Annotated in this window: 21 protein-coding genes and 5 tRNA genes; 10 read left to right on the top strand and 16 right to left on the bottom strand. The window is 70.7% G+C overall.

The genetic code is table 11. The features are described 5' to 3' along the window. Nucleotides 1-127: 127 nt before the first annotated feature. Together leuD and leuC are read right to left on the bottom strand one after the other, a co-directional pair. The gene (leuD, locus tag KBY32_RS05795) at nucleotides 128-721 is read right to left on the bottom strand and encodes a 3-isopropylmalate dehydratase small subunit (protein ID WP_055623330.1); all 594 of its coding nucleotides are present in this window, start codon (nucleotides 719-721) and stop codon (nucleotides 128-130) included. 6 nt (nucleotides 722-727) lie between these two features. Next, complete coding sequence (leuC, locus tag KBY32_RS05790; RefSeq protein ID WP_055623331.1) at nucleotides 728-2,158, bottom strand: 3-isopropylmalate dehydratase large subunit; 1,431 nt, start codon at nucleotides 2,156-2,158, stop codon at nucleotides 728-730. 203 nt (nucleotides 2,159-2,361) lie between these two features. On the opposite strand from leuC, the gene ndgR reads away from it, so the two are divergent. Beyond that, nucleotides 2,362-3,078 (top strand): IclR family transcriptional regulator NdgR, encoded by a 717-nt coding sequence (ndgR, locus tag KBY32_RS05785; protein WP_055623332.1) that lies wholly within the window; start codon nucleotides 2,362-2,364, stop codon nucleotides 3,076-3,078. A 129-nt stretch (nucleotides 3,079-3,207) separates the two neighbouring features. On the opposite strand, the gene KBY32_RS05780 is transcribed toward ndgR, so the two are convergent. Then, complete coding sequence (locus KBY32_RS05780) at nucleotides 3,208-3,717, bottom strand: DUF4188 domain-containing protein (RefSeq protein WP_210979092.1); 510 nt, start codon at nucleotides 3,715-3,717, stop codon at nucleotides 3,208-3,210. An 88-nt stretch (nucleotides 3,718-3,805) separates the two neighbouring features. Here KBY32_RS05780 and KBY32_RS05775 point away from each other — a divergent pair, with 88 nt between their 5' ends. Beyond that, nucleotides 3,806-4,450, top strand: a complete 645-nt coding sequence (locus KBY32_RS05775; protein ID WP_115507918.1) for a MerR family transcriptional regulator — start codon at nucleotides 3,806-3,808, stop codon at nucleotides 4,448-4,450. A 76-nt stretch (nucleotides 4,451-4,526) separates the two neighbouring features. Here KBY32_RS05775 and KBY32_RS05770 read toward each other — a convergent pair. From KBY32_RS05770 to KBY32_RS05725, 10 genes are all read right to left on the bottom strand, one after another. Beyond that, nucleotides 4,527-4,599 (bottom strand) — tRNA-Glu (locus KBY32_RS05770). Nucleotides 4,600-4,627: 28 nt separating this feature from the next. After that, nucleotides 4,628-4,699 (bottom strand) — tRNA-Gln (locus KBY32_RS05765). Nucleotides 4,700-4,719: 20 nt separating this feature from the next. Further along, nucleotides 4,720-4,792: transfer RNA gene (locus KBY32_RS05760), tRNA-Glu, on the bottom strand. A gap of 62 nt (nucleotides 4,793-4,854) precedes the next feature. Further along, nucleotides 4,855-4,927, bottom strand: a tRNA-Glu gene (locus tag KBY32_RS05755). Between the two features lie 40 nt (nucleotides 4,928-4,967). Then, nucleotides 4,968-5,039: transfer RNA gene (locus KBY32_RS05750), tRNA-Gln, on the bottom strand. A 91-nt stretch (nucleotides 5,040-5,130) separates the two neighbouring features. Then, complete coding sequence (locus KBY32_RS05745; protein WP_210979091.1) at nucleotides 5,131-5,862, bottom strand: HAD family hydrolase; 732 nt, start codon at nucleotides 5,860-5,862, stop codon at nucleotides 5,131-5,133. A 55-nt stretch (nucleotides 5,863-5,917) separates the two neighbouring features. Then, the gene (locus KBY32_RS05740) at nucleotides 5,918-6,592 is read right to left on the bottom strand and encodes a DUF4241 domain-containing protein (RefSeq protein WP_210979090.1); all 675 of its coding nucleotides are present in this window, start codon (nucleotides 6,590-6,592) and stop codon (nucleotides 5,918-5,920) included. 124 nt (nucleotides 6,593-6,716) lie between these two features. Then, on the bottom strand, nucleotides 6,717-8,204 hold the full coding sequence (gltX, locus tag KBY32_RS05735; protein ID WP_210979089.1) for a glutamate--tRNA ligase: 1,488 nt from the start codon (nucleotides 8,202-8,204) through the stop codon (nucleotides 6,717-6,719). Continuing rightward, nucleotides 8,188-8,973 (bottom strand): fumarylacetoacetate hydrolase family protein, encoded by a 786-nt coding sequence (locus tag KBY32_RS05730; protein WP_055623338.1) that lies wholly within the window; start codon nucleotides 8,971-8,973, stop codon nucleotides 8,188-8,190. The genes gltX and KBY32_RS05730 overlap by 17 nt, the downstream gene beginning before the upstream one ends. 163 nt (nucleotides 8,974-9,136) lie before the next feature. Continuing rightward, nucleotides 9,137-9,319 (bottom strand): hypothetical protein, encoded by a 183-nt coding sequence (locus KBY32_RS05725; protein WP_055623339.1) that lies wholly within the window; start codon nucleotides 9,317-9,319, stop codon nucleotides 9,137-9,139. Nucleotides 9,320-9,924: 605 nt separating this feature from the next. Between KBY32_RS05725 and KBY32_RS05720 the strand changes: the two genes are divergently transcribed. From KBY32_RS05720 to KBY32_RS05685, 8 genes are all read left to right on the top strand, one after another. Next, a complete protein-coding gene (locus KBY32_RS05720; protein WP_210979088.1) occupies nucleotides 9,925-13,620 on the top strand; it encodes a nitrate- and nitrite sensing domain-containing protein in 3,696 nt (1,231 codons plus the stop codon). Nucleotides 13,621-13,629: 9 nt separating this feature from the next. Then, complete coding sequence (locus KBY32_RS05715; protein ID WP_055624380.1) at nucleotides 13,630-14,043, top strand: roadblock/LC7 domain-containing protein; 414 nt, start codon at nucleotides 13,630-13,632, stop codon at nucleotides 14,041-14,043. Between the two features lie 113 nt (nucleotides 14,044-14,156). Continuing rightward, a complete protein-coding gene (locus KBY32_RS05710; protein WP_003997626.1) occupies nucleotides 14,157-14,555 on the top strand; it encodes a DUF742 domain-containing protein in 399 nt (132 codons plus the stop codon). Further along, the gene (locus KBY32_RS05705; protein WP_055624289.1) at nucleotides 14,536-15,111 is read left to right on the top strand and encodes an ATP/GTP-binding protein; all 576 of its coding nucleotides are present in this window, start codon (nucleotides 14,536-14,538) and stop codon (nucleotides 15,109-15,111) included. The genes KBY32_RS05710 and KBY32_RS05705 overlap by 20 nt, the downstream gene beginning before the upstream one ends. A 385-nt stretch (nucleotides 15,112-15,496) precedes the next feature. Further along, nucleotides 15,497-18,757, top strand: coding sequence for a nitrate- and nitrite sensing domain-containing protein (locus tag KBY32_RS05700; protein ID WP_210979087.1), 3,261 nt, complete (start codon nucleotides 15,497-15,499; stop codon nucleotides 18,755-18,757). A gap of 10 nt (nucleotides 18,758-18,767) precedes the next feature. Then, nucleotides 18,768-19,181, top strand: a complete 414-nt coding sequence (locus tag KBY32_RS05695) for a roadblock/LC7 domain-containing protein (protein ID WP_004983065.1) — start codon at nucleotides 18,768-18,770, stop codon at nucleotides 19,179-19,181. Nucleotides 19,182-19,276: 95 nt separating this feature from the next. Next, entirely contained in the window at nucleotides 19,277-19,846 is a 570-nt protein-coding gene (locus KBY32_RS05690; RefSeq protein ID WP_062666611.1) for a DUF742 domain-containing protein, read from the top strand. Continuing rightward, entirely contained in the window at nucleotides 19,827-20,408 is a 582-nt protein-coding gene (locus KBY32_RS05685; protein ID WP_026248371.1) for an ATP/GTP-binding protein, read from the top strand. Before KBY32_RS05690 ends, KBY32_RS05685 begins: the two co-directional genes overlap by 20 nt. Nucleotides 20,409-20,558: 150 nt before the next feature. Here KBY32_RS05685 and KBY32_RS05680 read toward each other — a convergent pair whose 3' ends face one another. The 3 genes from KBY32_RS05680 to KBY32_RS05670 all read right to left on the bottom strand — a co-directional run bounded on the left by KBY32_RS05680 (nucleotide 20,559) and on the right by KBY32_RS05670 (nucleotide 24,855). Beyond that, nucleotides 20,559-20,750 (bottom strand): acyl-CoA carboxylase subunit epsilon, encoded by a 192-nt coding sequence (locus KBY32_RS05680; protein ID WP_055624292.1) that lies wholly within the window; start codon nucleotides 20,748-20,750, stop codon nucleotides 20,559-20,561. Nucleotides 20,751-20,795: 45 nt separating this feature from the next. Next, nucleotides 20,796-22,379, bottom strand: coding sequence for an acyl-CoA carboxylase subunit beta (locus tag KBY32_RS05675; protein ID WP_055624293.1), 1,584 nt, complete (start codon nucleotides 22,377-22,379; stop codon nucleotides 20,796-20,798). A 154-nt stretch (nucleotides 22,380-22,533) separates the two neighbouring features. Continuing rightward, nucleotides 22,534-24,855, bottom strand: a complete 2,322-nt coding sequence (locus KBY32_RS05670; RefSeq protein WP_308293656.1) for a polysaccharide lyase 8 family protein — start codon at nucleotides 24,853-24,855, stop codon at nucleotides 22,534-22,536. Nucleotides 24,856-24,928 lie beyond the last annotated feature (73 nt).

Below are 24,928 nucleotides of genomic sequence, written 5' to 3'. Positions count from 1 at the left end.
TTGTGCCGGGCGTGGCGGACGGGCAGGGCCGTTCGGGTGCAGACATGGCGGTACCCCCGATCGGGCCGATCGGGGGTACCGCGGGTGTGTTGGGGTGGCCGAAAGTCGTCTTGCGCGGCCCGGCGGCTCAGTCCTGCAGGGTGCGCGGCTTGAACGACGGCCGCTTCGCCTCGTAGGCCGCGATGTCGGGCTCGTTCTGCAGGGTGATCGAGATGTCGTCGAGGCCGTTCAGCAGCCGCCAGCGGGAGTTCTCGTCCAGCTCGAAGGCGGCGGTGATGCCCTCGGCACGCACCTCACGTGCCTCGAGGTCCACAGTGACCTCAGCCGTGGGGTCCTTCTCGGTGAGCTCCCACAGCGCGTCCACGATCTTCTGCTCCAGCACGACCGTGAGCAGGCCGTTCTTCAGCGAGTTGCCGCGGAAGATGTCGGCGAAGCGGGACGAGATCACGGCCTTGAAGCCGTAGTTCTGCAGCGCCCACACGGCGTGCTCACGGGAGGAGCCGGTGCCGAAGTCGGGGCCGGCCACCAGCACCGTGGCGCCTTCGCGCTCGGGGCGGTTGAGCACGAACTCCGGGTCCTTGCGCCAGGCCTCGAACAGCCCGTCCTCGAAACCGTCCCGGGTCACCTTCTTGAGCCAGTGAGCAGGGATGATCTGGTCGGTGTCGACGTTGGAGCGGCGCAGCGGGACGGCCCGGCCGGTGTGCTTGGTGAATGCTTCCATGACTGATCAGACTCCAGCGGGCGTACGGGTCTCGGCGTCGGACAGGTCGGCCGGGGAGGCCAGGTGGCCCAGGACCGCGGTGGCCGCCGCGACCTGCGGCGACACCAGGTGCGTCCGTCCGCCCTTGCCCTGCCGGCCCTCGAAGTTGCGGTTGGACGTGGACGCCGAGCGCTCGCCGGGGGCGAGCTGGTCGGGGTTCATGCCCAGGCACATCGAGCAGCCCGCGTGCCGCCACTCGGCGCCGGCCTCCTTGAAGACGACGTCCAGGCCCTCCGAGACGGCCTGCAGACCGACCCGCGCGGAACCGGGGACGACCAGCATCCGTACGCCGTCGGCGACTTTGCGGCCCTTGACCAGCTCGGCGGCGGCGCGCAGGTCCTCGATGCGGCCGTTGGTGCAGGAGCCTACGAAGACGGTGTCCACCTTGATGGAGCGCAGCGGCTGGCCGGCCTCCAACCCCATGTACTCCAGGGCCTTTTCGGCGGCCAGGCGCTCCGAAGCGTCTTCGTACGAAGCCGGGTCGGGGACGGACGCCGAAAGCGGCGCGCCCTGGCCGGGGTTGGTGCCCCAGGTGACGAACGGCGACAGCTCGGAGGCGTCGATGACGACCTCGGCGTCGAACTCGGCGTCGTCGTCGGTCCGCAGCGTCTTCCAGTACGCGACGGCGGCGTCCCAGTCCTCACCCTTGGGCGCGTGCGGGCGGCCCTCGAGGTAGTCGAAGGTGGTCTGGTCGGGGGCGATCATGCCCGCGCGGGCGCCGGCCTCGATCGACATGTTGCAGATGGTCATCCGGGCCTCCATCGAGAGCTTCTCGATGGCGGAGCCGCGGTACTCCAGGACGTAGCCCTGGCCGCCTCCGGTGCCGATCCGCGCGATGATCGCGAGGATCAGGTCCTTGGCGGTGACCCCCTCGGGCAGCTCGCCGTCGACCGTGATGGCCATGGTCTTCGGGCGGGCCATCGGCAGCGTCTGGGTGGCCAGCACATGCTCCACCTGGGAGGTGCCGATACCGAACGCCAGGCCGCCGAACGCGCCGTGCGTGGAGGTGTGCGAGTCGCCGCAGACCACGGTCATGCCGGGCTGGGTCAGACCCAGCTGCGGGCCGACGACGTGGACGACGCCCTGCTCGACGTCGCCCAGCGGGTGCAGCCGGACGCCGAACTCGGCGGCGTTCTTGCGCAGGGTCTCCAGCTGGACACGGGAGACGGGGTCCGCGATGGGCTTGTCGATGTCGAGGGTCGGGGTGTTGTGATCCTCGGTCGCGATGGTGAGGTCGAGCCGGCGCACCCGGCGACCGGTCTTGCGCAGGCCGTCGAAGGCCTGCGGGCTGGTCACCTCGTGCAGCAGGTGCAGATCGATGAAGAGGAGGTCGGGCTCGCCCTCGGCGCGCCGGACGACGTGGTCGTCCCAGACCTTCTCCGCGAGTGTCCTACCCATCGCTTTCCCTTCGGCCGGTCTACGGTCCACCGGCCCAACTAGAGATCTTGAGAAGGCGACCGCCGCCCGCGCCCCTGCTTCCGGGCGTCCGCCGCCAGGCCCGTTCTGGTCCACGGGCCGCTGTGCCTTCGTGACATCCAGAGTGGCGTGTTCCACGAGAAATTGAACTTGCGTTTCACAGAGTGAGACGCGAGTATCGTTTCATGGACAACAGTAGCGGCGTCGGCGTCCTGGACAAGGCAGCCCTTGTCCTGAGCGCCCTGGAGTCCGGACCGGCCACCCTCGCGGGACTCGTCTCGGCCACCGGACTCGCACGACCCACGGCACACCGGCTGGCCGTGGCATTGGAACACCACCGGCTGGTGGCGCGCGACATGCAGGGCCGTTTCATTCTCGGCCCCCGGCTCGCGGAACTGGCAGCGGCGGCGGGTGAGGACCGTCTCCTCGCGACGGCCGGCCCCGTCCTCACGCATCTGCGGGACGTCACGGGCGAGAGCGCCCAGCTCTACCGCCGCCAGGGCGACATGCGCATCTGCGTCGCCGCGGCGGAGCGGCTGTCCGGCCTGCGGGACACGGTCCCGGTCGGCTCGACGCTGACGATGAAGGCCGGTTCGTCCGCGCAGATCCTGATGGCCTGGGAGGAGCCGGAGCGGCTGCACCGGGGCCTGCAGGGCGCCCGTTTCACGGCCACCGCCCTCTCCGGCGTACGGCGCCGCGGCTGGGCCCAGTCGATCGGCGAGCGCGAGCCGGGCGTCGCATCCGTCTCCGCGCCGGTGCGCGGCCCGTCGAACCGCGTGGTGGCCGCCGTGTCGGTCTCCGGCCCCATCGAGCGCCTCACGCGCCACCCGGGCCGTATGCACGCCCAGGCTGTGATCGACGCCGCCTCCCGCCTCTCCGAGGCGCTGCGCCGCACGGGCTGACCCCGCCGGCGACGACGTACGTACGCCGTCGGTCCACGATCCGCCTCAACGCCGCGGCGGATCCCGGACCGACGGCACGACCTTTTCAGGAGTGCGCGCTCCCCCAGTTGAGAGCTCCCGCTCTCCGAGTCAGGAACTCGCGCTCTCCGAGCGGTGGGCGAAGCGGTCCTTCGCGGACCGGCCGCGCCGCTCCACCGGCACCTGCCCGTGCGCGGCCGCGAGCCCGAAGGCCGGCATGTCCCCGTAGATGGACTCGTACGACCCCTCCGGCACGACGTACGCCTCGTGCCAGATCCCCACGTGCCCACGGGCCTTGCCGGCCCGTTCCTTGCGATGGACGATGCCCCACACCTTGTGGTGGAACATGTCCGGCGCGGCGGCGTACGCGTAGAGCTTCTCCTTGGACTCCCAGTACTGGACGACGTAGTACGTCCGCGGCGAGGCCGTCAGGAGCACCCGCCCCAGCAGCCCCCGGTCGGTGTCCCGCGCGAGTTCCGCCAGCATGCGGAACATCGCCAGCATGACCGGGAGCCACTGGTGCACCGCCCAGAAGTGGTTGATCCGCATGCCGATGAGCAGCACCACCACATCGCCCTCGGTGTCGGCGGTCGTACGCCCCAGCACCGGCTTCGCGAACATGTCGCCCCCTGGTCCCCTCATCGGATAGCGGCACTATCCTTCTGTTCGGTGGTTGGATAGTGGCACTGTCCAAGGGGAGGCGCAAGAGATGCGGCTGGCGGAGCTGAGTGAGCGCAGTGGCGTGCCCATCGCGACGATCAAGTACTACCTGCGCGAGGGCCTGTTGAGCCCCGGCCGCCAGATCAACGCCCGCACCGCCGAGTACGACGAGGAGCATCTGCGCCGGCTGCGTCTGGTGCGCGCGCTGATCCAGGTGGGACGGCTGCCGGTGGCGACCGTCCGGGAGGTGCTCGGGCACGTCGACGACGACGGCCTGCCCCGGACCATCCGCATGGGCGCCGCCCTCTGGGCCCTGCCCCAGGTGCCCGAGCCGGACGAGGACGACGAGCACGTCCGGGGCGCCCATGAGACCGCGGACCGGCTGCTGGCGGACCTGGGCTGGACCAACGCGCAGGCGCTGGTGACGATCTCGCCGGCCTACCGCTCCCTGGTCGTGGCGCTGGCGGCGCTGCGCCGCCTCGGCTACGACTGGGACCCTCAACTCCTGCTGTCCTACGCGCGGTTGATGCACGGGGCGGCCGTCCTCGACCTGGACTTCGTGGAGACCCACGCGTCGGAGGCGGAGAAGGTCGAGACGGCAGTCCTGGGCGCGGTGCTCGTCGAGCCGATGCTGCAGGCCCTGCACCGGCTGGCCCAGGAGGAGGAGTCCGCGCGGCGCTACGGCTTCGCGTGACCCGTGACACCCGGCCGGGGCACGCGGACCACACCACGACGAAGGCCCCCCGCCGAAGCGGAGGGCCTTCTCGCTGTACCCCCGACCGGATTCGAACCGGCGCTACCGCCTTGAGAGGGCGGCGTGCTAGGCCGCTACACAACGGGGGCGAGGATCATACGTTTCCGCAGATCCGAGCTGGTCTACCTGGACTCGAACCAAGACTAACTGAACCAGAATCAGTCGTGCTGCCAATTACACCATAGACCAATGTGGTTTAGACCAGTTTGTACCCCCGACCGGATTCGAACCGGCGCTACCGCCTTGAGAGGGCGGCGTGCTAGGCCGCTACACAACGGGGGCCCTAGCGATCCTGCATCGAGGTCGGTGGGAGCTACCCGAGCCGTCCTCGCGGGAAGGATCTGTACCCCCGACCGGATTCGAACCGGCGCTACTGCCTTGAGAGGGCAGCGTGCTAGGCCGCTACACAACGGGGGCTTTGCGGATTGGTTTCCGCGGCGCAGATGAGCTCTGCGAGCTGGCCTACCTGGACTCGAACCAAGACTAACTGAACCAGAATCAGTCGTGCTGCCAATTACACCATAGGCCACTGGAACGCAAGCCCCGGAGGGGTTCTTGTTCTAGTTCGCTCCCCCGGGTCCCGGCCTTTCGGCCCGCTCCCCGGCGGCGCAGGAAGAACATTACCTGAACGTGGGCCGGGCTCCAAAACGGGTATCGGTGCCGAGGAGCGCCGGGAGTTCGGCGAGCGAGGCGATCCGGTGGGGCCCGGAGACCATGTCATCGCCGGTGTACACACCGTCACGGTCGATCCACACCGACAGCAGCCCGGCGTCCGCGGCCCCCCGCCCGTCGATGCGCGGATGGTCGCCGACGTAGGCCACCTGGTGCGGCGCGAGCCCCAGGGCGGTGCAGGCGGCGAGGAAGGCGCCGGCCTCCGGCTTGGACACGCCCAGCTCGGCCGCGCACAGGATGGCCTCGAAGCGGTCGTGGACGCCCAGCACCCGCAGCTTGCGGTCCTGGACGTGCAGGCTCGAGTTCGACAGGACCGCGTGCCGGTGGCTGGCGGCGAGGGCGTCCAGCACCGGCAGCACGTCCGGGAACAGCGCCCACGCCGTCTCGTAGTGCGCCACGTACCGGTCGAACCAGGCGTCGGCCCCGGCGTCGGTCAGCTCCTCGCCGAGGAAGACCCGCACCCGGTCGCGGCGCTGTGTCTGGAAGGTCACATCGCCCGCGGAGAAGCGCGCCCACTGGGCCTCGGTGATCTCACGCCAGCGGGTCAGGGCCCGCTCGGCGCTGCCGTACCGCTCGAGCAGTCCCTCGGCCGCCAGGTGCGCGCGCATGCCGGCGCGGTCGGCCGTGGTGTAGTCGAAGAGGGTGTCGTCGACGTCCCAGACCACGGCGCGAATGCTCATGATCCGACGGTAGCGCGCGGCACCGGGGCGTGTCCGGGGGTCCGCCGCCCGGCCGTCAGACCAGGGCCTCGGAGGGGGCCGGGGCCACGAAGAAGTCGGTGACGAAGCAGGTGACCTCGCCGTCGGCGCCGCGGCCCGTCCAGGTGGGGTAGGCGCCGTCGCCCCAGCCCGAGGTGAAGGCGGCCAGGGTGTGCCCGGTGCCGGGGGACCTGATCAGGTGGGGCCCCTCGGACCAGTCGCTGTCCTCGAAGGCGTCCCACAGCGGCCCCTCGTCCTCCTGCGCCTCCGGGAAGCCCTGCTCGGCCGCGGCGTCGTAGAAGCAGCCGGTGCCGGCGTCGACGCCGTAGCCGTAGAACTCGTCGTCCCCCAGGTCGGCCGGGTCCTGGCCGGGGCGCAGCGCCAACTCCCAGCTCACGGTGGGTTCGTCGCGGACGACCAGGCGGGCCGCCGCCACCCGGCGGTGGGGGCGGTCGGACGGGGCCTCGTCAGGGCGGGTGAGGGTGGCGACGGCGGCCTCGACGCGGTAGCGGCCGGGGGCGACGGTGACCGTGAACGGCTCTATGTCTCCGGTGCCGAGGTAGACGAAGGGGTCGCAGGCGACGACCCGGCCGGTGGGCAGGTCCAGCTCGCCGCCGTCGGCCACATGGATCACACCGGTGGTCCCGGAGGGGTGGCTGAACGTGCTGCCCGGCGTGAACAGCCAGGTGTAGTCGCGAGGGGACATCGGCATGACGGACGCGCCTTCCTGATCAAGGACTTGGTGGGACGACCGTAGCGGGGGCCACTGACATCGCCGACGACGAAGGGGCGGCACCCGCGCGACGCGGGTGCCGCCCCTCACGGGCGCGCGGGGATCAGGCCGCGGTCAGCTTCGCGAGCGCCGCGTCGATCCGGGCCAGCGTCCGGTCCTTGCCCAGCACCTCGAGGGACTCGAAGAGCGGCAGGCCGACCGTGCGGCCGGTGACGGCGACGCGGACCGGGGCCTGGGCCTTGCCGAGCTTGAGGCCGTGGGCCTCGCCGGCGGCCAGGACGGCCTCCTTCAGCGACTCGGCGGAGGACCAGTCGGCGGCCTCCAGCTTCTCGCGGGCGGTGCGCAGCAGGGCGTCGGAGCCCTCCTTCATGGCCTTGGTCCAGGACGCCTCGTCGAAGACCGGCTCCGGCAGGAACAGGAAGTCGACGTTGTCGGTGATCTCGGAGAGGACCTTGAGGCGGGTCTGCGCGTGCGGGGCGATCGCCTGCCACTTCGCCTCGTCGAACGCCTCCGGGGCCCAGGGGGCGTGGGGCGCCTGGAGCCACGGGCGGCAGCGCTCGGCGAAGTCCTTCACGTCGAGCAGCCGGATGTGGTCGGCGTTGATCGCCTCGCACTTCTTCAGGTCGAAGCGGGCCGGGTTCGGGTTGACGTCCTCGATCTCGAAGGCCGCGACCATCTCGTCGATGCTGAAGATGTCTTGGTCGGCGGAGAGCGACCAGCCGAGCAGCGAGAGGTAGTTGAGCAGGCCCTCGGGCAGGAAGCCGCGCTCGCGATACAGGTTCAGCGAGGCCTGCGGGTCGCGCTTGGAGAGCTTCTTGTTGCCCTCGCCCATCACGTACGGCAGGTGGCCGAAGGCCGGGGTCCGCTTGGCGACGCCCAGGTCGGCGAGCGCCTTGTAGAGGGCGATCTGACGGGGCGTGGAGGAGAGCAGGTCCTCGCCGCGCAGGACGTGGGTGATCTCCATCAGGGCGTCGTCGACCGGATTGACCAGCGTGTACAGCGGGGCGCCGTTGGCACGGACGATGCCGTAGTCCGGGACGTTCTCCGGGAGGTAGGTGATCTCGCCGCGGACCAGGTCGGTGAAGGTGATCGGCTCGTCGGGCATCCGGAAGCGGACGATCGGCGTGCGGCCCTGGGCCTTGTACTCCTCGACCTGGGCGTCGGTCAGCTCGCGGCAGTGCCCGTCGTAGCCGGACGGCTTGCCGGCGGCGCGGGCGGCCTCGCGGCGGGTGTCCAGCTCCTCCTGGGAGCAGTAGCAGTGGTACGCGTAGCCGCCGTCGAGGAGCTTGGCCGCGACGTCCTGGTAGATGTCCATGCGCTGCGACTGGCGGTACGGCGCGTGCGGGCCGCCGACCTCGGGGCCCTCGTCCCAGTCGAAGCCCAGCCAGCGCATGGCGTCCAGCAGCTGTTCGTACGACTCCTCGGAGTCGCGGGCCGCGTCGGTGTCCTCGATGCGGAAGACCAGGGTGCCGCCGTGGTGCTTGGCGAACGCCCAGTTGAACAGGGCGGTGCGGACCAGGCCCACATGGGGATTACCGGTGGGTGAGGGGCAGAAACGGACGCGTACAGGTGCGCTAGCCACGCTTGACAACCTTGTTGGTGAGAGTGCCGATGCCTTCGATGGTGACGGCGACCTCGTCGCCGACGTGCAGGGGGCCGACCCCGGCCGGGGTGCCCGTGAGGATGACGTCGCCGGGGAGCAGCGTCATGGCCTCGGAGATGTTGACGACCAGGTCCTCGATGGAGTGGATCATCTCGCTGGTGCGGCCGAGCTGGCGCTGTTCGCCGTTGACCGTGAGCTGGATCGTCAGGTCGGACGCCGTCTCGACGTCCAGGCCGGTCTCCACCCAGGGGCCGAGCGGGCAGGAGGTGTCGAAGCCCTTGGCCCGGGCCCACTGCTTCTCGCGCTTCTGGACGTCCCGCGCGGTGACGTCGTTTGCGCAGGTGTAGCCGAAGATCACGTCCTTGACGCGTTCGCGCGGGACCTCGCGGCACAGCCGGCCGATGACGACGGCGAGTTCCGCCTCGTGGTGGAGGTCCTCGGTGAAGGACGGGTACTGGATCTCGTCGCCGGGGCCGATCACGGACGTGGAGGGCTTGAAGAAGGCGAACGGGGCGTCCGGCACCTCGTTGCCGAGTTCACGGGCGTGCTCGGCGTAGTTGCGGCCGAAGGCCACGACCTTGTTGGGGAGCACCGGCGGCAGCAGCCTGACCTTGCTCAGCGGCACCTTCGTGCCGGAGAGCTCGAAGTCCGTGAACGGGATGCCCTTGATGATGTCGAGGACGAGTTCGTCCGGCCTGTCGCCCTCGACCGCGCCGAAGGCGACGTTCCCGTCGATGGAGAATCTGGCGATGCGCACGGGATCCTGCGCCCCTCACTTGAGCCGGCTGGAGTCTGACGCTCCAGGCTAGCGCGGTGAGGCGTCCGCGCCTCGCGCGAGCGGCGCGGACGCCGGGGCCGTGTGGCGGATCCCTCCGCGGGGCGGTCGTCCGGGTGTGAACGACCGGCGGTCACCACCCGTACTAACCGGCGACGGTGGTCGCGGGGAGTTCCTGGAGGATGGTGCGCTTGGGGTTGGCGGTCTGAGCGGGGAGGTCGAGGGAGTGCTCCGGCTGCTCGGGGATGTGCAGTTCGTCGGCGCTGTCGAGGTGGGCCAGCTTCGTGCGCCGCGGGTTGGCTATGGTGTGGATCATCGTCGTCTTCACGGTCTTACGAGTCCTGTCGTGACGAAGCGCCCGGATACGGGCCCGACGGGGCCTGCGTCCGGACGCGGGTGGGCAGAAACATCCCTCTTGTAAAGCGCCAGGCTAAACATCCGGTTCCCGGAGAAGTCGTGAAGACCACTTGATCTGGGTGTGAGTTTGCTCACGCTCGGATGTATAAAGCGGGCAATTCAGACCAGCCCGGAGGGTCGGGGAAACGGACAATCGCCCCCTGAACCCACCATTCCGCTCCTGATCATGGCGACTGGGACACCCTTCCCGCGAAAGCGACTCGCGGAATTATGTCCGGTCTGGGGCGAATAAGGCTGCACGGCAGGTAATCCCCCACTCACGCGGTGTCACGTATGTCACGGCTCGACCTACGGGCCTTGTTGGAGATCCTGCACTGTGCTGGAATTCCTCGGACCGCCGCAGGATCGAGCCGGCGCACAGGGGGCGCATCGACGCGCCGAGTGGCGGCGAGAAGGGGGAGCCAGCGCCGGTCACTCACGACCACCAGGGAGCGTGTTCAGGACGCTCCCCAATACGCCGACACCGTGTCCGACCGCTCACGCGGAAGGGCGCCTGGTCCAGAGGTTGCGACGCTAGTGCAGGGACGTTTCAAGAGGGATGGCAGCGCTTCGGCGGAGCCGGAGCACGGCGGGACCGACCGAGGTCCCTCGCCCCAGCACGCCCAGACCCAGGGCCCGGCCCCGTCGGTCGACAGCGGCGAGCGCTCCGGGCGCCCCGCCGTGTCGGCGTCTCCGGGTGCCGCGGTTCCCCCGCCTCCGACGAAGAAGCCGGCCAAGGGCGAGACCGGCCCGGGCTCGCGAATAGCCCTGCGCAACTGGCGTATCTCCACACGCCTCGTCGCGCTGCTGACGCTCCCCGTGGTCGCGGCCACCTCGCTGGGCGCCCTGCGCATCAGCGACAACATGGACGACATCCAGCAGCTGGAGAACATGCGGCTGCTGACGGACATGACGAAGCGGGCCACCGAGCTCGCCCACGCCCTCCAGGAGGAGCGGGACCAGTCCGCCGGTCCGCTCGCCCACGGCGCCAAGTCGACCGACTACACGGTCAAGGGCTACCGCGACAAGACGGACCGCGCCGCGCAGAGCTTCCGCGACGCCTCCGAGGAGATCGACGACCAGAGCCGCGACGGCAGCCTCAAGGGCGTTCGCGACAACATCGTCCAGCTCATCCGCGAGCTCGGCACGATCTCCGAGGTCCGTGGCACCGCGTTCCAGGCCGAGGGCAACTCCACGCAGACCGTGGAGGCCTACCACCGGCTGATCACCCACCTGCTGGACCTCTCCCAGGACATGGCCGAGGCGACCAGCAACCCGGACATGATCCAGAGCACCCGCGCCCTGGCGTCGTTCTCCTCCGCCAAGGAGTACGCCTCCATCCAGCGCGCGGTCCTCGCCGCGGCCCTGCCGGCGAACAACACCGCCGACGCCGACCTCTCGGACAACGACCGCCTCTACGCCGACTCCGCGCTGGAGAGCCAGAAGTCCGAGCTCCGCTCCTTCAAGAGCATCTACGGCAGCGAGCCCGCCGACGAGCTGCTGAAGCCCATCGGCGAGGGCAACCCGACGATCAAGGCCAGTGACACCTACGCCACCCGCGCCCTGACCTCGGCCACCGGCCTCGCCTCGCTGGACAAGCGCTCCTACCGGGACTGGGTGGACGACAGCACCACCAAGATCCAGGGCATGCGCGCCATCGAGACCACGCTGCTCGAGGAGATGGAGCAGAAGGCCCGCGAGCTCCGCAACGAGTCGGAGAGCGAAGCGATCATCTCCGGTGCGCTGATCCTGCTCGTGCTCGGTGTGTCGCTGGTCGGCGCCTTCGTGGTGGCCCGCTCCATGATCCGCTCGCTGCGCCGGCTGGAGGAGACCGCCACCCGGGTCGCCCAGGACCGCCTGCCCGAGCTGGTCAAGCAGCTCTCCGAGTCCGACCCGCAGGACGTCGACACCTCCGTCGAGTCCGTCGGTGTGCACTCCCGGGACGAGATCGGCCAGGTGGCCGCGGCCTTCGACGACGTGCACCGCGAGGCGGTCCGCCTCGCCGCCGAGCAGGCCCTTCTGCGGGGCAACGTCAACGCGATGTTCACCAACCTCTCGCGCCGCTCCCAGGGCCTCATCCAGCGTCAGCTCTCGCTCATCTCCGAACTGGAGTCCCGCGAGGCCGACCCGGACCAGCTGTCCTCGCTCTTCAAGCTCGACCACCTCGCGACGCGTATGCGCCGTAACGGTGAGAACCTCCTCGTCCTCGCGGGTGAGGAGCCCGGCCGCCGGTGGACCCGCCCGGTCCCGCTGGTCGACGTGCTCCGCGCCGCCGCGTCGGAGGTGGAGCAGTACGAGCGCATCGAGCTGGCCGCCGTGCCGACCACCGAGGTGGCCGGCCGCGTGGTCAACGACCTCGTGCACCTGCTCGCCGAGCTGCTCGAGAACGCGACCTCCTTCTCCTCGCCGCAGACCAAGGTCAAGGTCACCGGTCACGCGCTGCCCGACGGCCGTGTGCTGATCGAGATCCACGACACCGGTATCGGCCTCTCCCCCGAGGACCTCGCGGCGATCAACGAGCGGCTCGCCTCGCCGCCCACCGTGGACGTCTCCGTCTCCCGCCGCATGGGTCTGTTCGTGGTCGGCCGTCTGTCGCAGCGCCACGGCATCCGCATCCAGCTGCGCCCGTCCGACTCCGGTGGTACGACCGCGCTGGTCATGCTGCCCGTCGACGTCGCCCAGGGCGGCAAGAAGCCGGCCGGCGGCAAGCCCGGCCCGAACGGCCCCGGTGCCTCCGGCGGTCCCGCCGCCGCGCAGGCCGCGGCCGGTGCGGCAGCCGCCCGCCGTCAGGTGCAGTCCGGCGGCGGCGCCTTCGGCGGAGGCTCGCCGAGCGGCGGCGCTCCGGGCGGTGGCCGGCTCGGTGCCGGTCAAGGCCCCCGGGCCGCGCTGCCCGGACGTGACGGCGGTGCCCCGGGTGCGCCGCGCGGACCGCAGGGCGGTCCCGGTGCTCCCGCGCAGGGCCGGCCGGCTCCGGCCGGTGCCGGCTTCGGCGGCCCCTCGCAGGGCGCCGGGCAGGGCATGCAGAGCAACGGCGCCGGTCAGGACCTGTTCGGCGGCGGCTCCCGCGGGACCGCCCCCGGCCGCGACCAGTCCCGGCAGAGCGCCCCGACGCCTCCGCCGGCTCCGCCCGCCGCAGGCGAGCAGGGCCCCCGCCGTGGCCGCCGGCCGCAGCTGCCGCCGCGCGGCGGCGCACGGGCCGAGCTGCCCGGCGGAAACCAGCCCTCGCGTCCCAGCTGGAGCGACGAGAACGCGCAGCCGCCCGTGCCGCGCGCCTCCCTCGACGCCCCGCGCGGCCACGACGAGGACCCGGCGCAGCAGACCTCGCGGATGCCGCGGATCGACGACCGGCAGGGCCCGGCCTCCACCTCGGAGTTCGCCCGCCCGGACTTCGACGCCGCGGCCCCCGGCGGATACGACCCGCAGAACACGGGTCAGTTCGCCCGCCCCAACGCCAACGCACAGCACGACACCGGCCAGTTCGTCCGCCCGGACGTCTACGGCACCAACGGCTCGGGCCAGAACAACGGCTCCCAGACGGGCCAGTTCCCCGCGCCCCAGGCGTACGACGGCGGCTCGACGGGCCGGCACTCCTTGCCGGGCCGCCCGGGCCCCGAGTCCACGGGCCAGTTCGAGCGTCCCCAGGTCAACGGCAACGGGTCGTACGGCGGCAACACCGGCTACGGCGCCGGGCAGCAGCCCCCCGTCCCGCAGCGTCCGCAGCAGCGGCCCGCGCGTCAGGAGCCCGAGGCCCTGCCGCCGGCGACCGGTCCCGGCGACGGTCGTACCCCGCTGTACGACACGCTGGAGACCAACTGGTTCCACGGCGGACCGCAGGGACGCCAGAGCACCGACACCCCGGCCGCCGCTCCGCAGCAGCAGGAGCGGCCGGCCCCCGCGGAGCGGCCCCAGCCGTCGTCCGCCCCCCAGCGCTCCGCGTCGACCGCCTGGCGCAGCTCACCGAACGACGACCTCGTCCGGCAGGCTGAACGCGTCAGGCAGCCCGCCGCGGGCGGAGTAACCACCTCCGGCCTGCCGCGCCGGGTGCCCAAGGCGAACCTCGTCCCGGGCACGGCTCAGCAGCAACAGCACCAAAGCGGTCCGCAGGTCTCGCGTGCGCCCGATGACGTACGCGGCCGGCTGACCAATCTTCGTCGGGGCATCGCTCAGGGCCGTCAGGCCGGCAGCGGCCAGACCGGCAGCTTCCCGAGCCCCACTCACCAGCAGGAGCGTTAGTTGAGCCAGATGAGCCAAGCGGCACAGAACCTCAACTGGTTGATCACCAACTTCGTGGACAACACCCCTGGGGTGTCCCACACCGTCGTCGTGTCCGCCGACGGCCTTCTGCTGGCCATGTCGGAGGGCTTCCCTCGCGACCGTGCCGACCAGCTGGCGGCCGTCGCGTCGGGTCTCACCTCGCTGACGGCAGGTGCCAGCCGGATCTTCGAGGGCGGCGACGTCGCACAGACCGTGGTGGAGATGGAGCGGGGGTTCCTCTTCCTCATGTCCATCTCGGACGGGTCGTCCCTAGCCGTCCTGGCGCACCCCGAGGCGGACATCGGCCTCGTCGGGTACGAGATGGCACTCCTGGTCGACCGTGCGGGCGCGGTCCTCACCCCGGACCTGCGCGCCGAACTCCAAGGCAGTCTGCTCCACTGACATCTCCCGGATCCACCCGTCTCACCAAATCACCGTCCGGCCGCCACAATCCCCCCACTGGCCCCTCACCCGACGGCTTGACCGACCGACTTGTGTCCCAGCCCGGAGGATTCATGACCCCGCCCACCGCCTCTCATGATCCGTACGCGGAGCCGTACGAGGATGAGGGCGACCAGCCGCTGGTACGTCCGTACGCGATGACCGGCGGCCGGACCCGGCCGCGCTACCAGTTGGCCATCGAGGCCCTGATCAGCACCACGGCCGACCCGGCGGCCCTGATGGGGCTCCTCCCGGAGCACCAGCGCATCTGCCACCTGTGCCGTGAGGTGAAGTCGGTCGCCGAGGTCTCCGCGCTTCTGTCCATGCCGCTGGGCGTGGCCAGGATCCTCGTGGCCGACCTCGCAGAGGCGGGCCTGGTCGCCATCCACCAGCCGGGTGGCGACGAGAACAACGGTGGCGCACCGGACGTGACGCTGCTCGAAAGGGTGCTCAGTGGACTTCGCAAGCTCTGAACCAAGCCGGGCGACCACCTCCGCGAAGATCGTGGTGGCGGGTGGCTTCGGCGTGGGCAAGACCACGTTCGTGGGTGCCGTCTCGGAGATCAACCCGCTGCGCACGGAGGCCGTCATGACCTCCGCGAGCGCGGGGATCGACGACCTCACGCACACCGGGGACAAGACCACCACCACGGTGGCCATGGACTTCGGACGCATAACCCTGGACCAGGACCTGATCCTGTACCTCTTCGGTACGCCGGGTCAGGACCGTTTCTGGTTCATGTGGGACGACCTGGTGCGCGGTGCCATCGGCGCCGTCGTGCTGGTGGACACCCGCCGGCTCGCCGACTGCTTCCCCGCGGTCGACTACTTCGAGAACAGCGGGCTTCCGTTCGTCATCGCCCTCAACGGTTTCGACGGACACCAGCCGTACACACCGGACGAGGTGCGCGAGGCGTTGCAGATCGGACCGGACGCGCCGATCATCACGACGGACGCCCGGCACCGCGCCGATGCCAAGAGTGCGCTGATCACGCTGGTGGAGCACGCCCTCATGGCACGGCTGCGGTAGCGCAAATCAGCGGGCGCGTACGGCAGTTGTCGTAGATGTCCCGGAGCCGACTGTGGCCTTTGACACGGTCGGCTCCGCTGTTCATAACGTTTCGGCAGAGGAATCGGGTGGTACGGCAACTCGTCGCGGTCGACCCGTCTCGCTGCGCGCACAAAGGCCCCGTCTTTTGACGGGGCTCGTTCTTTATGACCGTTTTATCTGGGACTTACATCGCACGGAATCCTCCTCTTCCACTGTTTGGAGGAGCGCGGGCCCACGTGCTGGAATGCCAGAACTGCCCACTGGCCGAAGACGTACTGATCGGTAATGCGTACTCCAAGGCGATGGGCTCTGAGACACAGCGGCACGACCTAGGTGCCGACCCCGCCGGAAGGTTGTTGGTCGAGTGAGGCGAAGCAAGAACAGTCCCGAGCCGTCGGCCCGGGGCAACTTCACCCCGCCGCCGCGCGGAGCGGCGCCCGCCCCTGTGCCCGGATCCGAGCCCACGGCCGCGCCGGCCTCGAGCGGCGGTCGTTTCTCGCCGCGCAACTGGCGCGTACCGACGCGGCTGAACGCGATCCTGCTCATACCCGTGATAGTCGGCCTCGTCATGGGCGGCTTCCAGGTCAAGAGCTCGATCGACACCTGGCAGGAGGCCGAGGACGCCGAGAACGTCGCCCTCCTCGTGCGCGCCGCCGCCGAGTACGGCAACGCCCTGCTGGACGAACGCGACCTCACCGCGGCCGACCTGCTCCAGGGCAAGGGCGCCACGGACACCGTGACGCAGCTGCGCTCGGCGACCGACGGCGCCAAGAAGAAGTTCGACGAGGCCGCGGAGAACCTGCCGCACACGGCCGCGCTCGACCGCCGTATGCAGCTCTTCCGGTCCAACGAGACCAAGCTGGCGCCCCTGCGCCAGGCCGCCTACACCAAGGCGATGGACCCGGTGAAGACCGAAGAGGGCTACGTCGCCGTCCAGCACTCCCTGATGGAGTTCGCCAACGAGCTCAGCCTGGGCACCGGCAACATCACCTCCTACGGCCGCACCGTCTACGCAGTCTCGCTCGCCAAGGCAGCCGTCTCGCTCCAGCGCTCGATCGGCGTGCACATGCTGATCCGGCCGAGCACCAAGCCGGCGATCGTCCGCCAGCAGGGCGTCTCCCTCGTGTCATACCGCTACCTCGAGGGCATCGCGATCAACGAGTTCGTCTCGGGCGCCACCCAGGACGACGTCGACCAGCTCGACCAGATCATGGCCGAGCAGCGTAAGAAGATCGGCGACAAGGGCCCGGCGGTCGACGCCGGTGACAGCAGCTCCACGCAGGGCGGCGCCTACACCGCCATGCCGGCCGCCGACGCCATGCTCCAGGGCGTCGCCGCGGGCACCTTCACGCCGGAGCAGCTCGCCGCCAAGGGCGTCACGCCCAAGGCCTGGCTGGGCGCCTCCACCGCGAAGTTCGAGGGCTACCGCGAGATCGAGACCGACCTCGTGAGCAAGGCCGTGGACGAGGCCGCGAGCGTCTCCGACGACGCCAAGACCGACGCCCTCATCACCGGTGCGGCCGTCGTGGTCGCCCTGCTCCTCGCGTTCATCCTGGCCGGCGCGGTCGCCCGGCAGATGTCCCGCGCGATGCGCCAGCTGCGCAACGCCGCCTTCGGCATCGCCGAGCAGCGCCTGCCGATGCTGGTCGACCAGCTCTCGCGCACCGACCCCGGCCGGGTCGACACGCGGGTCGCGCCCATCCCGATCACCACCCGCGACGAGATCGGCGAAGTCGCCCGCGCCTTCGACCAGGTCCACCGCGAGGCCGTCCGGCTCGCCGCCGAGCAGGCCCTGCTGCGGGGCAACATCAACGCGATCTTCACCAACCTGTCGCGCCGCAACCAGTCGCTGATCGAGGGCCAGCTGACGCTGATCACCGACCTGGAGAACAACGAGGCCGACCCGGACCAGCTGGAGAACCTCTTCAAGCTGGACCACCTCGCGACCCGCATGCGCCGCAACGGCGAGAACCTCCTGGTCCTCGCCGGCGAGGAGCCCGGCCGCCGCTGGGACCAGCCGGTCCCGCTGGTCGACGTGCTGCGCGCCGCCTCCTCCGAGGTGGAGCAGTACGAGCGCATCGAGCTGTCCGGCGTCCCGGAGGCCGAGATCCACGGCCGCGCGGTCACCGACCTCGTGCACCTGCTCGCCGAGCTGCTGGAGAACGCGACCACGTTCTCCTCGCCGCAGACCAAGGTGCGTGTCACCGCGACCCGTCTCCCCGACGGCCGCGTGATGATCGAGATCCACGACAAGGGCATCGGCCTCACCGCCGAGGACTTCGCGGACATCAACCACAAGCTGGCCAACCCGCCCACCGTCGACGCGGCGATATCCCAGCGCATGGGCCTGTTCGTGGTCGGCCGGCTGTCCGACCGGCACGGCATCCGGGTCCAGCTGCGCCCCTCGGGCGAGCAGGCCGGCACCACGTCGCTGGTCATGCTCCCGGACGCCATCACCCACGGTGGCGGCGGCGGCGAACAGCAGCCGCTGCAGGACGAGTTCACCGTCTCGCAGATCATCCCGGAGCAGCAGTTCCAGGGCGGCGAGAACTTCGGCCAGCCGATGCGTACGGCGGCGGAGCTCGGCTTCGACGACAGCGCCTACACCGAGGTCCCGGACGACATCCGCGACCTGGACCCGGTCGGCCGCTCCCTGATGCGCGAGGAGCGCCGGGCGGCCCTGGAGGCCCAGTCGCAGGGCCAGGACGGCTCCGAGGCGCCCGCCTACGACGAGTTCGGCCAGCCCGCCTACGACGACCGCAACGGCTACGCCGGCCGCCAGGACGGCTACGACCAGCAGCAGGCGTACGACGAGCAGCGGCAGCACTCCTACGAGGAGCAGCAGCAGGCGTACGGCGAGCAGCAGCGCGCCGCCTACGAGGAGCCCCAGCAGGCGTCGTACGACGACACCTACTACGCGCCGAACGGCGGCCTGCCCCGCGACGACACCTTCTCGTCCAACGGCGGCTACCAGGACTCCGGCTATGCGGAGCCCGCGGCCGAGGAGCCGGCGGCGCGCAACGCCTCCGCCCAGGACGGCTTCACGGCCTTCGACCAGCGACGCCACCAGGACGACTGGCCGCAGCAGAACAACTACCGCGACGGCTACCGTGACCAGTACGCTCCGGAAGCGGAATCCTCGCAGGCCGGTGACGTCACCGAGTCCGACAGCGTAGGCTTCGACCGTCCGGGACCGGCCCATTCCGCGCCCCACGCCATGACCGACGCCGGGCTTCCGCGTCGCGGCGCCGCCGCGGGCGGCGCCAACGGCACGCGTTCCGTGCGGCAGGAAGCACCGGCACCGGCTCCCACGCCGGAGAGCAACGGCGACAACGGCTGGCGTTCGCAGAACGACGAGCGCTGGCAGCAGGCCTCGGCGCTCCGGAAGCCCAAGGCGGGCGGAGTCACCTCCTCCGGCCTGCCGCGGCGGGTCCCGAAGGCCAACCTGGTCCAGGGAGCCGCCGAATCCACCCCCCAGGGGGGCCCACAGGTCTCCCGTGCTCCCGAGGACGTCCGGGGCAGGCTGAGCAACCTGCGCCGCGGTGTCCAGCGGGGTCGCAGCGCGGGAAGTGAAACGAACGGCCAGGGCTTCGGTCCTGACAGCACCTACAACCAGGAGCGTTAGTGTGAGCCCGATGAGCCAGGCGGCACAGAACCTGAACTGGTTGATCACCAACTTCGTGGACAACACCCCCGGGGTGTCCCACACGGTGGTGGTCTCCGCCGACGGACTCCTTCTGGCGATGTCCGAAGGCTTTCCGCGCGACCGCGCCGACCAGCTCGCGGCCGTCGCCTCCGGTCTGACGTCACTGACGGCAGGCGCCTCCCGCATCTTCGAGGGCGGCAGCGTGAACCAGACGGTTGTGGAGATGGAGCGGGGATTCCTCTTCATCATGTCCATCTCCGACGGTTCGTCCCTCGCGGTCCTCGCACATCCCGAGGCGGACATCGGCCTCATCGGGTACGAGATGGCCCTTCTGGTCGACCGTGCCGGTACGGTCCTGACGCCGGATCTGCGGGCGGAACTCCAGGGGAGCCTGCTCAACTGAACGGACAGCGGTGCGTTTTGGCGTCCCGGGGCCGTAAGGTTTCGGGACGCGGCTCCACATGATGGGTGCCAGGCACAGTCGGAGGAGGAGAGAAAGTGGCAACACCCCCAGACGGTTCGTCATCGGGCAACTGGTCGTACGGCCCTGCCCAGGGTCAGAACGACGGTTCCCAGAACCGGTACTTCCCCTCCCAGCCGAACCAGCGGCAGCCGTACGCCCCGCAGGGTCCCGGACCCTCGCCGTACGACCAGCCGCCGGCGCCGCGCATCCAGCCGGTGCAGCCGCAGCGACGCGCCCCTGAGCCGACGCCCGCCGGGGCGTCGAACAACCCGCTGGTGCGTCCGTACGCCATGACCGGCGGCCGGACCCGCCCGCGCTACCAGCTCGCCATCGAGGCGCTGGTGCACACCACCGCGCAGCCGCACCAGATGCAGGGCCAGCTGCCCGAGCATCAGCGGATCTGCAACCTCTGCCGAGAGATCAAATCGGTGGCCGAGGTCTCGGCCCTCCTCACGATCCCCCTCGGCGTGGCCAGGATCCTCGTCGCCGACTTGGCGGAAGCAGGACTGGTCGCGATCCATCAGCCCGGCGGCGACGAGAACGCCGGCGGCCAGCCAGACGTGACACTGCTCGAAAGGGTGCTCAGTGGACTTCGCAAGCTCTAGCGGAGGGCCTTCCCGCTCCACCACGTCCGCGAAGATCGTGGTGGCTGGCGGCTTCGGCGTGGGCAAGACCACGTTCGTGGGTGCCGTCTCGGAGATCAACCCGCTGCGCACAGAGGCCGTCATGACGTCCGCTTCGGCCGGCATCGACGACCTCACCCACACCGGGGACAAGACGACCACGACGGTCGCCATGGACTTCGGCCGTATCACCCTGGACCAGGACCTGATCCTGTACCTCTTCGGTACGCCCGGCCAGGACCGCTTCTGGTTCATGTGGGACGACCTGGTGCGCGGCGCCATCGGCGCGATCGTGCTGGTGGACACCCGCCGGCTCGCCGACTGCTTCCCCGCGGTCGACTACTTCGAGAACAGCGGGCTGCCCTTCGTCATCGCGCTGAACGGCTTCGACGGCAACCAGCCGTACAACCCGGACGAGGTGCGCGAGGCGCTGCAGATCGGCCCGGACACCCCGATCATCACGACGGACGCCCGCCACCGCGCGGACGCCAAGTCGGCGCTGATCACGCTCGTCGAGCACGCGCTGATGGCGCGGCTGCGGTAGGCGGACGGCTTCTGCGGCCACTGGGCTGCCTCGGACGGTCGATTCCGTCCGCAGGCAGCCTTCCGGCGTCTCAGGCGCTCTGTGGGCCGCTCAGGCACGACGAAGGGCCCCTCTCCGTACGGAGAGGGGCCCTCGCTGCGTTCTGCGGGCTCAGCGCCAGCTGTGCGGGGCGCGGAAGCCGCCCTCGCGCTCCAGGCGGCGCCAGCCGGCCTTGGCGCGACCCCGGTGGGCCGGCGCCTCGGTGGGCCGGGCGGCGGCGCGGGCGAGGAGGATCGCCGTGATGGCGGCGACTTCCTCGGGGTCGGCGTGACCCTTCTCGACGCGGATGTCAGGGACGTTCATGGGTTCAGTCTCCATGGATGAGGTTTCCGCACGGATACCGGTGGGTTACTGCGGAGGGTTGCCGTGCTTGCGGGACGGCAGGTCGGCGTGCTTGGACTGCAGCATCGCCAGGGAGCGGACGAGGACCTCCCGGGTCTCGGAGGGGTCGATCACGTCGTCGACCAGGCCTCGCTCGGCCGCGTAGTAGGGGTGCATCAGCTCGGACTTGTACTCCTTGACCATGCGGGCCCGCATGGCCTCGGGGTCCTCGGCCTCGGCGATCTGGCGCCGGAAGATGACGTTGGCGGCGCCCTCGGCGCCCATCACGGCGATCTCGTTGGTCGGCCAGGCGTAGGTGAGGTCGGCGCCGATGGACTGGCTGTCCATGACGATGTACGCGCCGCCGTACGCCTTGCGCAGGATCAGGGAGATCCGGGGCACGGTCGCGTTGCAGTAGGCGTACAGCAGCTTGGCGCCGTGGCGGATGATGCCGCCGTGCTCCTGGTCGACGCCCGGGAGGAAGCCGGGGACGTCCAGGAAGGTGACGATCGGGATGTTGAAGGCGTCGCACATCTGCACGAAGCGGGCGGCCTTCTCGGACGCCTCGATGTCGAGCACGCCAGCCAGCGACTGGGGCTGGTTGGCGACGATGCCGACGACCTGGCCGTCGAGCCGGGCCAGCGCGCAGATGATGTTGCGCGCCCAGCGCTCGTGGACCTCCAGGTACTCGCCGTCGTCGACGATCTCCTCGATGACCTTGGCCATGTCGTACGGCCGGTTACCGTCGGCCGGCACCAGGTCGAGCAGCGCCTCGCTGCGGCGGTCCGCGGCGTCGGACGGCTCCACGCGGGGCGGGTTCTCCCGGTTGTTCTGCGGGAGCATCGACAGGAGGTAGCGCACCTCGGCGATGCACGTCTCCTCGTCGTCGTACGCGAAGTGGCAGACGCCGGAGGTCTCGGCGTGCACGTCGGCGCCGCCCAGGCCGTTCTGCGTGATCTCCTCGCCGGTGACGGCCTTGACCACGTCGGGGCCCGTGATGAACATCTGCGAGGTCTCACGGACCATGAACACGAAGTCGGTGAGGGCGGGGCTGTAGGCCGCGCCGCCCGCGCACGGGCCGAGCATCACGCTGATCTGCGGGATGACGCCGGACGCCTTGGTGTTGCGCTGGAAGATGCCGCCGTAGCCGGCGAGGGCGGAGACGCCCTCCTGGATACGGGCGCCGGCGCCGTCGTTCAGGGAGACCAGCGGGGCACCGGCCGCGATGGCCATGTCCATGATCTTGTGGATCTTGGTGGCGTGGGCCTCGCCCAGCGCGCCGCCGAAGATCCGGAAGTCGTGCGCGTACACGAAGACCGTGCGGCCCTCGACCGTGCCCCAGCCGGTGATGACACCGTCGGTGTACGGCTTCTTGGCCTCCAGGCCGAAGCCCTGGGCCCGGTGCCGGCGCAGCTGCTCGACCTCACGGAAGGTGCCGGGGTCCAGGAGCAGCTCGATGCGCTCCCGGGCGGTCAGCTTCCCCTTGGCGTGCTGCGCCGCGGTGGCCTTCTCGCTCGGGCCGGCCAGCGCCTGGGCACGGATCTCGTGCAGCTCGGCGGTCCGTCCACGGGCGTCGATCGGCTCACCCGGTGCCTCATCCAAAACGGTCATGTAGTGACCTTACGAAGGACCCGGCGCAATGCGAGCCGTCGACTCCTCACAGTCTCCGGAGCGTTTTCCTGGTAGCACTGAACAGAACCAAGGCGGCATGCAGCCTTTCCGACTGCTCAGAGGGCATGTGCCTTGTGGGAGTCGCACAAACCCGTCAGAGGAGAACCACCTCACATCGGTGGGTGCGGCAATCCGTCCCCGGAGTGACGCGGAGCCGGAGCCGGGGCCCGGTGGCGAGGATCTCGACCGTCTCGTCGGCCTGTGCCACCCGTCGTACGGGGTGGTCCCAGACGATCTCCAGGGGTTCGCCCGTCCGGGGTGGTTCGCTCACGCAGAGGGTAGCGGTACGGCCGCGGCGCCGGACCAGCACGCTCGCTCCGGCGCCGGCGGTGAGGGGGCCCGCGGTGCCGGGCTCCCAGAAGACGGCCGCCGTGACGCCGAGGGAGGGGACGTGGACGGCCTGGCGGTCGCCGACATTGGCGAGGACGGACAGCCAACGGCGGTCGGCCGCCCGCGCGGCGACCTGCCGGCGGCTCGCGCCCGGCATCAGCACATAGCGGTAGGTGGCGTCGCGCGGGTCGGTGCCGTGGTCGAGCCAGAGGGTCTGCCAGCGACGGGTGCGGCGCTCGGTGGTGCTGGTGGTGTTGATGTCGGCCCAGGCGCCGCCGCGGTCCTCGCGCAGGGTGCGCAGCCGTCCGTACGGCACGATCCAGCCGCCGTGGCCCTCCAGATGGGCCCAGCCGGGGCCGCGCACGAGGGCCTGGGTGCCGCCCTCCCCCAGGTTGCGGTTGTCGACGACGGTCTCGACGGGGACGCCGTCGGAGCAGGTGATTCCGGCGCCGAGGCAGACCACGGCGTCGTCGAGGCAGAACCACGCCTTGCGGGCCCGGAGCGTCGATCCCAGCCCCTCCAGATCCTGGCCGATGGCCGCGTACTCACCGTCCGTCGTGCCGCCGACCCACCGCGCCCCGGGCCGGGCCTCGCCCCATTCGCCGCCGGCGCGGTCGGGGAGACGGCGGGTGGAGACGGTCGTACCGGGGAGGCGGTACCAGTCGACGGTCGGCCAGTACCAGTCGGAGTACTGGTCGCCGAGGCCGTCGGCCCACCAGGAGACCATGCCGGCGCCGGTGTGCCAGCCGCGCGGGTTCTCGCCGTTGCCGCACTCGTAGTGGGCGATCCGGTCGCTGGCCATGGCGATGTTCACGACGAAGCGCGGGCGGCGGTGGACGGCGCGGTCCATGGCGGCGAAGAGATGGTGCCCGACGGGCTCGTCGGCCGCCGGGACCGGCGACTCCGCCACGGCGTGCAGACGCGCGAGGTCGGCGACCCCGAACTGACGTGACGTCAGCACCGGTGTCGCGGTGTCCCGTTGGATCCACCCCTTGACGAGCCCGTGCCAGCGGTCGCGCTCGGCCTCGCTCGCGCCGCCCGCGAGGAGGGCGATAGCGGCGATGAGGGCGTGCCCGTGGTAGTGGTCGCTCCGCATGACCCGCCGGTCGTCGTTCCTCAGATACCCCCGGCTGATGGCACGCCCGTTGACGCTGTCCATCACCAGTCCGTCGTGGATCAGCGGGGCGTAGGCGCGCTCGACACTGTCGAGGACGATCCGCCGGTTCGGGTCGGTGACCTCCCAGTCGGAGCCGGCGAGCAGGGCGAAGAGGCGTCCGAGGCCGTCGAGGAGGACCTGGCCGTAGGTGCCGGAGTAGGCGACCCAGGTGTGCTGCACGAAGGACCCGTCGGCGTGGAGGCCGTCGCCGGACGTGACGTACGGGAAGACCGGGGAGAGGGCGTCCCGGGCGAGCGCGATCCGGTCCGGGGCGCGGCCGAGGACGCCGCGCAGGGCGACGCTGCGGCAGAGGTCCACGCGGTTGGCGCCGGTGGAGGTGCCGGAGTAGTCGGTGAGCAGGGTCTCGGGGATGAAGTGGTCGACGGCGGCGCAGGCGGCGTCGATCCGGGCCTGGCCGAGCTGCTCGTACAGGGCGGCCGTGATGTCCATGAGCAGGCGGGGGCTGCCGATCTGCCACTCCCACCAGTTGCCGTAGGGGGTGGTGCCGGGGTGGTAGACGGTGGCGGAGAGGTGGTCGAGTCCGCGCAGGACGTCGGCGAGCAGGGCGGGGTCGGCGGTGGCCCCGGTGCCGGGCTGGACGTAGGCCTGGGCCATGGTCCACAGACGGCTGTAGCTCCGGGTGATCCCGCCGGGCGGGTCGAAGGACTGGCCGGGCCACAGGGACGTCGGGGTGGGGGCCATCGTCTGCTGGAAGCCGCGGGCCAGCGTGCCGGTCTCGGCGAGCCGCCCGGCGTACGGCTCCGCGGCCGGGTCGTATCCCGTCCCCAGGGCGATGCCGAGCCAGCGGGCGCGGAGGGTGCCGTAGGGGTCGGCCGCCTCGGCGCGGGCCGGGGTCACGGCCGTGCGGCCGAGGGTCGCGGCGAGGGCGGCGGCGGTCAGCAGTGCTCGGCGCGAAGGGGTCATGTCCATGCCCTATCACGTCACAGGGCGTGACGCCAGAATCACCTTGCGGATGATGTTGAAAGTTGAAGGGAATGCGTCT

Origin of the sequence: Streptomyces sp. RK62, from assembly GCF_018070255.1 — a bacterium.
In the GTDB taxonomy this organism is placed as follows: Bacteria; Actinomycetota; Actinomycetes; order Streptomycetales; family Streptomycetaceae; genus Streptomyces; species Streptomyces nigra.
Note: the sequence above shows the minus strand (reverse complement) of the source record. Positions and strands in the feature narration are given on the sequence as shown.

What these genes read in the sequence shown, in the direction of transcription:
- ndgR (WP_055623332.1), top strand. Translation starts at nt 2,362, where the DNA reads ATGGACAACAGTAGCGGCGTCGGCGTCCTGGACAAGGCAGCCCTTGTC.
- KBY32_RS05715 (WP_055624380.1), top strand. Translation starts at nt 13,630, where the DNA reads ATGAGCCAAGCGGCACAGAACCTCAACTGGTTGATCACCAACTTCGTG.
- KBY32_RS05680 (WP_055624292.1), bottom strand. Translation starts at nt 20,750, where the DNA reads ATGAACGTCCCTGACATCCGCGTCGAGAAGGGTCACGCCGACCCCGAG.
- KBY32_RS05675 (WP_055624293.1), bottom strand. Translation starts at nt 22,379, where the DNA reads ATGACCGTTTTGGATGAGGCACCGGGTGAGCCGATCGACGCCCGTGGA.
- KBY32_RS05710 (WP_003997626.1), top strand. Translation starts at nt 14,157, where the DNA reads ATGACCCCGCCCACCGCCTCTCATGATCCGTACGCGGAGCCGTACGAG.
- leuD (WP_055623330.1), bottom strand. Translation starts at nt 721, where the DNA reads ATGGAAGCATTCACCAAGCACACCGGCCGGGCCGTCCCGCTGCGCCGC.
- KBY32_RS05695 (WP_004983065.1), top strand. Translation starts at nt 18,768, where the DNA reads ATGAGCCAGGCGGCACAGAACCTGAACTGGTTGATCACCAACTTCGTG.
- KBY32_RS05745 (WP_210979091.1), bottom strand. Translation starts at nt 5,862, where the DNA reads ATGAGCATTCGCGCCGTGGTCTGGGACGTCGACGACACCCTCTTCGAC.
- leuC (WP_055623331.1), bottom strand. Translation starts at nt 2,158, where the DNA reads ATGGGTAGGACACTCGCGGAGAAGGTCTGGGACGACCACGTCGTCCGG.
- KBY32_RS05775 (WP_115507918.1), top strand. Translation starts at nt 3,806, where the DNA reads ATGCGGCTGGCGGAGCTGAGTGAGCGCAGTGGCGTGCCCATCGCGACG.
- KBY32_RS05740 (WP_210979090.1), bottom strand. Translation starts at nt 6,592, where the DNA reads ATGCCGATGTCCCCTCGCGACTACACCTGGCTGTTCACGCCGGGCAGC.
- KBY32_RS05780 (WP_210979092.1), bottom strand. Translation starts at nt 3,717, where the DNA reads ATGTTCGCGAAGCCGGTGCTGGGGCGTACGACCGCCGACACCGAGGGC.
- KBY32_RS05670 (WP_308293656.1), bottom strand. Translation starts at nt 24,855, where the DNA reads ATGGACATGACCCCTTCGCGCCGAGCACTGCTGACCGCCGCCGCCCTC.